Here is a 6316-nt window from a genome sequence, read left to right as displayed (position 1 = left end):
GCCGTTCTGCCGCAGACTCTGCTGGTTCTGCGCCTGCCGCACGCAAGGCGTCAATTCCGACGACCCCGTTCTGGCCTATGTCGCCACCCTGAAACAGGAGATCGCCCAGGTCGGCGCGCTCCTGCCCGAGGGCGTCGAGGTCGCGCGCCTGCATTGGGGTGGCGGCACGCCCACCCTCCTCGGCCCCGAGGCCACCACCGACCTCGCCAATGCCGTCCGCCAGCATTTCACCATGAGCGATGACGCCGAGTTCTCGGTCGAGATCGACCCGAACGAGATCGACGAGGCACGGCTCGACGCGCTCGCCGCCGCCGGCATGACCCGTGCCTCGATCGGGGTGCAGGATTTCGACCCGATGATCCAGGAAGTGATCGGCCGCCCGCAGAGCTACGAGATCACCAAGGACGCGGTGGACGGGCTGCGCGAACGCGGCATCACCTCGCTGAACGCGGACATCCTTTACGGGTTGCCGCACCAGACCAGGGCGCGCATGTCCGATTCGGTGCAGAAGCTCCTGTCGCTGGGCCCGGACCGCGTGGCGCTGTTCGGCTATGCCCATGTGCCGTGGATGGCCAAGCGCCAGACCCTGATCCCGACCGAAGCGCTGCCCTCGCCCGAGGGTCGGCTGGAGCTGTTCAACACCGCCCGCGACCTGTTCCTCGCCGACGGGTTCGCCGAGATTGGCATCGACCATTTCGCCCTGCCCTCCGACGGGCTCGAAATCGCCCATCAGAACGGCACCATGCGCCGCAACTTTCAGGGCTATACCGAGGACAAGTCAGAAGTGCTGATCGGTGTCGGCGCCAGTTCGATCAGCCGCTACCCGCAAGGCTTTGCGCAGAACGAACCGGCCACCGGCAAGTACCAGGGCCGCGTGCGCGCGGGGGAACTGGCCTCGGCCCGGGGGCACGTGTTCGACCGCGACGACCACCTGCGCGGCCGTATCATCGAACTGATCCTCTGCGACTTCCGCGCCGACCTGAACCAGGTTGCCCGTGAGCTGGATGCCAGCCTCGACGAGCTTGTGGCGATGTGCGCGGGCCTCGAAGAGGCGCTGCCGGACACCACCACCCTGAAAGACGGCGTCCTGACCATCAAGGAGCATGCAAAGCCGCTGGCCCGCATCATCGCACGCCATTTCGACGCCTACGAGATGAACGCCTCGGGACATAGCCAGGCGGTCTGATCCCGCTCACAAGGATAATCGAGCAGAAACGGATACGCCCCCGCAGCCTGGCTTCGGGGGCGTTTCTTCGTGTCGCCCCTGTGCTGCCCGGCGTGCGGGGAATGACACCCGCCGGGCGGGGCGCACCGGGTTCAGCGATACCCGGCTTCGCGCGCGATCCGGTCCAGCACCGTGGCCAGGGTCAGCCCTTGTTCGAACTTGCCGTTTTCCAGAAAACCGATCACCTGGGCGATGACCAGCGGGTTCACCATCATGAACGTATGGGTGACAGGCAGCACGATATGGTCGGTCATTCCAGCGATCCGTGTGCTTTCCACGCTGACCTTGCCATCATCCTCGCCCTCGATCATCGCCGAATAGATCGGGTTCATCGACCGGTTCCCGGCGATCACGCCCAGCTCGAACGCAGGCAGACCGGTGGCCTTCGGTACGGAGTCATCCCCCGTTCCCAATTGCAATCCGGCAGGTCCATTCAGCCATTCGAACGGCTCCATGTCGCCGAACGCATCCACCAGCTCGCTGCCCTGGTTCGGCGGCGCCATCATCACCACGCGCCCCATCTTGGCCGGGCGATTGTCCTGCAACCAGACCCGGGCCAGGATGCCGCCCATCGAGTGGGTGACGAAATGCACCTTCTGGTCGCCGCACATCATCAGCGCGGGGGGGATCGCGGCCTGGACCAGCACCTCGATCGGCGCCTCGGTCGAGGGATAGCCAAGGTTCACCACATCATACCCCTCCTGGCGCAGAGCTTCCTCCATCACCAGCAGGGACGTCGGGCTGCGTGCCAGCCCGTGCAGCAGGATCACGCAATCGGCCAGCGCCGGGACAGGCAGGAGGCTCAGGATCAGGGCTCCCAGGATACGTTTCATGCCACCAAGATAGGGGCGCGGCCCGGATTTGGGGAGTGGCAGGGCGTCACAGGCTGGAAAAACCTTCCCGTTCCTGCGGGTGACGTCCGGTGAGCGACCATGCCCGCGAGGCCTCTGCCCCGGTGCATGACGCAGGGCGGCTGCCTCATCGCCCGGGTCGCAACGACAGGCCGACCCCGCCCAGAACCAGCACCGCCGCCACGACTAACCGCCCGCTCAGGGCCTCGCCCAGGGCCAGCCCGCCCGCTGCCGCGATCAGCGGTACGCTCAGCTGCGCAACCGCCGCCCGGGTGGCGCCGAGCCCGGGCAGGACCGTGTACCATAGCGCATAGCCCAGCCCCGAGGTCATCGCACCGGAGGTCACGGCCAGGGCCGCGCCCACCGGGGACATGCCGTCGGGCAGCAGCAGAAAGACCAGCAAACCGGCAGGCACCGCCAGAAGGAAACTCGCCGCCGTGGTGGCCAGCGGGTCCGCCCCGCCCCGCCCGCGCAGGGAATAAAGGCCCCAGCCCACCGCCGCGGCCAGCATCAGGGCCACGCCGGACAGGGGCAGCGAAACCCCGGTTCCCGGCCAGACCAGCACGCCCAGCCCCGCCAGGGCAACGCCCGCGCCCAGCCAGCGCGCGCGCGGCACAGGTTCACCGCCGATCAGCGCCCCCGCGAACATCGTCACCTGCACGCCACCGAACAGGATCAACGCCCCCACGCCCGCGTCCAGGCTCACATAGGCAAAGGAAAACCCCAGCACATAAAGGGCCAGCGCCCCCGCATTGCCCGCGTCAAGCGCCCGCCGCACCCGCCCGGGATCCCTGAGGGCCACCAACAGGCACAGCACCACCGCCCCCGACACCAGCCGCAGGGCCGCAAAGCTCGCAGGCCCCGCCTCGCCCCCGGCCAGGGCCGCGCGGTTCAGGATCGAGTTGGCTGCAAAGGCCAGCATGGTGAGGGCGGTCAGCAGGATCAGGCGCATGGGTGACGCTAGCCTGCCGGGCCGCCCGGGGGAAGTCATGATACCGCCCGGCCCGAACGCAACAAAGGCGCCCCGGGGGACGCCTTTGCGTTTTTGTCAGGCGATGACCCTTTCGGCAGATTGGGCCAAGAGGCCCAATCGCCTGTCGCCGGGCAGCTTTCGTGACAAAGGCGCCCGTAGGCGCCTTTGCACTATCGCATCACAAGTCCTGCGGACTTGGGATTACATCATGCCGCCCATGCCGCCCATGTCGGGCATGCCGCCACCAGCAGCCGCGCCGCCTTCGGAAGGCTTGTCGGCAACCATGGCTTCGGTGGTGATCAGCAGACCGGCCACGCTCGCCGCGTCTTCCAGAGCGGTCCGGGCCACTTTGGCCGGATCGATCACGCCGAACGAGAACATGTCGCCATATTCTTCGGTCTGAGCGTTGAAGCCGAACGCATCCTCATCGCTTTCGCGAACCTTGCCAGCCACCACGGCACCGTCAACACCGGCGTTCTCGGCGATCTGACGCAGCGGCGCTTCCAGAGCCTTGCGCACGATCGAAATGCCGGCGTCCTGATCCGAGTTGGCACCGGTCACGTCACGCAGAGCCTTGGCGGCCTGAACCAGAGCGACACCGCCACCGACGATCACACCTTCCTGAACGGCAGCGCGGGTGGCGTTCAGAGCATCGTCCACACGGTCCTTGCGCTCTTTCACTTCCACTTCGGTCATGCCGCCGACGCGGATGACAGCCACGCCGCCGGCCAGCTTGGCCACGCGTTCCTGCAGCTTCTCGCGGTCGTAATCCGACGAGGTCTCTTCGGCCTGGGTGCGGATCTGGGCCACGCGGGCTTCGATCTCGGCCTTTTCACCGGCGCCGTCCACGATGGTGGTTTCGTCCTTGGTGATTTCGATCTTCTTGGCGGTGCCCAGCATGTCCATGGTGACATTCTCGAGCTTCATGCCCAGATCTTCCGAGATCACCTGGCCGCCGGTCAGGATCGCGATGTCCTGCAGCATGGCCTTGCGGCGATCGCCGAAGCCCGGTGCCTTGACAGCGGCGATCTTCAGACCACCGCGCAGCTTGTTCACCACCAGGGTGGCCAGGGCTTCGCCCTCGACGTCCTCGGCGATGATCAGCAGCGGCTTCTGCGACTGAATCACCTGCTCCAGCAGCGGAACCATCGCCTGCAGCGACGAGAGCTTCTTCTCGTGCAGCAGGATCATGCAGTCTTCCAGGTCCGCGATCATCTTGTCGGCGTTGGTCACGAAGTAGGGCGACAGGTAGCCGCGGTCGAACTGCATGCCTTCGACGACAGTGGTCTCGGTTTCCAGACCCTTGTTCTCTTCGACGGTGATGACACCTTCGTTGCCGACTTTCTGCATCGCGTCAGCGATCTGCTGGCCGATTTCGGTTTCGCCGTTGGCCGAGATGGTGCCGACCTGGGCGACTTCCGCCGAGTCCTTCACTTCACGGGCCATCTCTTTGATGCTGGCGACAACCTTGGCGGTGGCCAGGTCGATGCCGCGCTTCAGGTCCATCGGGTTCATGCCGGCAGCAACGCGCTTCAGGCCTTCGGAAACGATCGACTGGGCCAGCACGGTGGCGGTGGTGGTGCCGTCGCCGGCTTCATCATTGGTGCGCGAGGCGACTTCTTTCACCATCTGCGCGCCCATGTTCTCGAACTTGTCTTCCAGCTCGATTTCCTTGGCAACGGAAACGCCGTCCTTGGTGATGCGCGGGGCACCGAACGACTTGTCCAGAACCACGTTGCGGCCTTTCGGGCCCAGAGTCACCTTGACCGCATCGGCCAGAATGTTGACGCCACGCAGCATCGCGTTGCGGGCATCGGTATCGAACTTCACGTCCTTGGCAGCCATTATGCTGTCTCCTACGAATTCTTTGGATATTCAGGTTTGAAGGGGCAGGCGATCAGGACAGAACGCCCATGATGTCGCTTTCCTTCATGATCAGCAGCTCTTCGCCGTCGATCGTGATCTCGGTCCCCGACCATTTGCCGAACAGGATCTTGTCGCCTTCCTTGACGTCCAGGGCGATGCGGTCGCCATCGTCGTCACGGGCACCGGCGCCCACGGCCACAACCAGGCCCTCGGCCGGCTTTTCCTTGGCGCTGTCGGGGATGATCAGCCCACCAGCGGTTTTTTCGTCGCTTTCCACACGGCGGACCAGCACGCGGTCATGCAGCGGAGTGAATGCCATTGTCTGAGACTCCCTAAGCTCAGTTACGTTAATTCGGTGTTAGCACTCATTCAGCGCGAGTGCTAACGGCGCATAGTTAGGGGGGCGATTTGGGCCTGTCAACAAATCGGCCAAAACTTTTTCCGCCGCAGTGCAGCAACCGATCCCGACGGTCAGGTCACAGAAGAAACGACACGGCGACGCAACGAAGGTCTCTGCTCCCCGAACGCCCGGATCAACCGCGCGCGCCTCCACCTGAACCTCGTGGCGCGCGACCGTCAGCCCCCGAATATCGCGCGCATATCTGGCGCAACCCGGTTCATGAGCGCACCCTTGCGAATCCCGCCCGTCCACACCGGGGAAAGGACCGGATACCGGTCCCGATCAATTCTCCCGGAGCCTCACTCCGAGACATCGAACAGGCGATAGACGCCCGTCTCCACCTTTTCGAACCAGCCGTAATGATTGTCCCGCATGATCGTCGTGGCCTTCTCGACCCCGGTCGCCCTGGCCACGTCCCGCCCGCGGGCGGCCCCATGTTCGGCCAGATAGTCCCGGCAGCGCTCTGCATCCTGCCGATAGGCCGTCACCACCCTGCCCCGCGTGCCGCCTTGGTTCGGGTCGCCGGCGCGTTTGGCAAATTCGCCCAGCAAACGGGACTTTCGCAGCGCCGACTTGCGCGGCTGGTACGGGCCGGGATCCGCGTGGACTTGCACAAATCCATCCTTCAGCCGCACGGAGAGTACGCCCAGCCCCAATCTCTTGCACAATCCCGTGTTTCCCTTGAAGGCGCGCCATCCCGCCTTGCCCGTCCAGCGCGGCACCGCGACATAGACCGCATCCGTCACCGCCTGGCGCGCGCAGGCCTGTTGCAGCAGGGTCAGCGAGAAGCCGGTCTTCAACTCCACCACCAGCGGCTCCGCACCCTCGCGCAGGGCGACGACATCCGCCGCGCCGACCTCGCCCTTGACCTCATAGCCCATCCCCTCCAGCCAGGCTTTCACGGGGGCGTAAAGCTCGGTTTCCTTGATCCCTGCCATGGGCGGACATTAGCCCGTTTCTGCGAGCGCGAACACCCGTGACAAGCCCCCTCCCCGCGCCTA

Annotated in this window: 6 protein-coding genes; 1 reads left to right on the top strand and 5 read right to left on the bottom strand. The window is 65.4% G+C overall.

Going from position 1 to position 6316, the window contains the following annotated elements; genetic code table 11:
* On the top strand, nt 1–1186 hold a 1186-nt coding region (gene hemN / locus Q1V43_RS02585), incomplete at its 5' end, for an oxygen-independent coproporphyrinogen III oxidase (protein WP_300513628.1).
* Between the two features lie 131 nt (nt 1187–1317).
* On the opposite strand, the gene Q1V43_RS02580 is transcribed toward hemN, so the two are convergent.
* The 5 genes from Q1V43_RS02580 to Q1V43_RS02560 all read right to left on the bottom strand — a co-directional run bounded on the left by Q1V43_RS02580 (nt 1318) and on the right by Q1V43_RS02560 (nt 6253).
* On the bottom strand, nt 1318–2058 hold the full coding sequence (locus Q1V43_RS02580) for an alpha/beta fold hydrolase (protein WP_300513626.1): 741 nt from the start codon (nt 2056–2058) through the stop codon (nt 1318–1320).
* Nucleotides 2059–2203: 145 nt separating this feature from the next.
* Entirely contained in the window at nt 2204–3028 is an 825-nt protein-coding gene (locus tag Q1V43_RS02575) for a DMT family transporter (protein ID WP_300513624.1), read from the bottom strand.
* A gap of 222 nt (nt 3029–3250) precedes the next feature.
* Nucleotides 3251–4894, bottom strand: a complete 1644-nt coding sequence (groL, locus tag Q1V43_RS02570; RefSeq protein WP_300513622.1) for a chaperonin GroEL — start codon at nt 4892–4894, stop codon at nt 3251–3253.
* Nucleotides 4895–4946: 52 nt separating this feature from the next.
* The gene (locus Q1V43_RS02565; RefSeq protein WP_300513620.1) at nt 4947–5234 is read right to left on the bottom strand and encodes a co-chaperone GroES; all 288 of its coding nucleotides are present in this window, start codon (nt 5232–5234) and stop codon (nt 4947–4949) included.
* A gap of 380 nt (nt 5235–5614) precedes the next feature.
* Nucleotides 5615–6253, bottom strand: coding sequence for a DUF2161 family putative PD-(D/E)XK-type phosphodiesterase (locus Q1V43_RS02560; RefSeq protein WP_300513618.1), 639 nt, complete (start codon nt 6251–6253; stop codon nt 5615–5617).
* Nucleotides 6254–6316: the final 63 nt, after the last annotated feature.

Source organism: Aliiroseovarius sp. (assembly GCF_030148435.1).
Taxonomy (GTDB): domain Bacteria; phylum Pseudomonadota; class Alphaproteobacteria; order Rhodobacterales; family Rhodobacteraceae; genus JASBTN01.
This window is presented reverse-complemented; position numbering and strand designations above follow the sequence as displayed.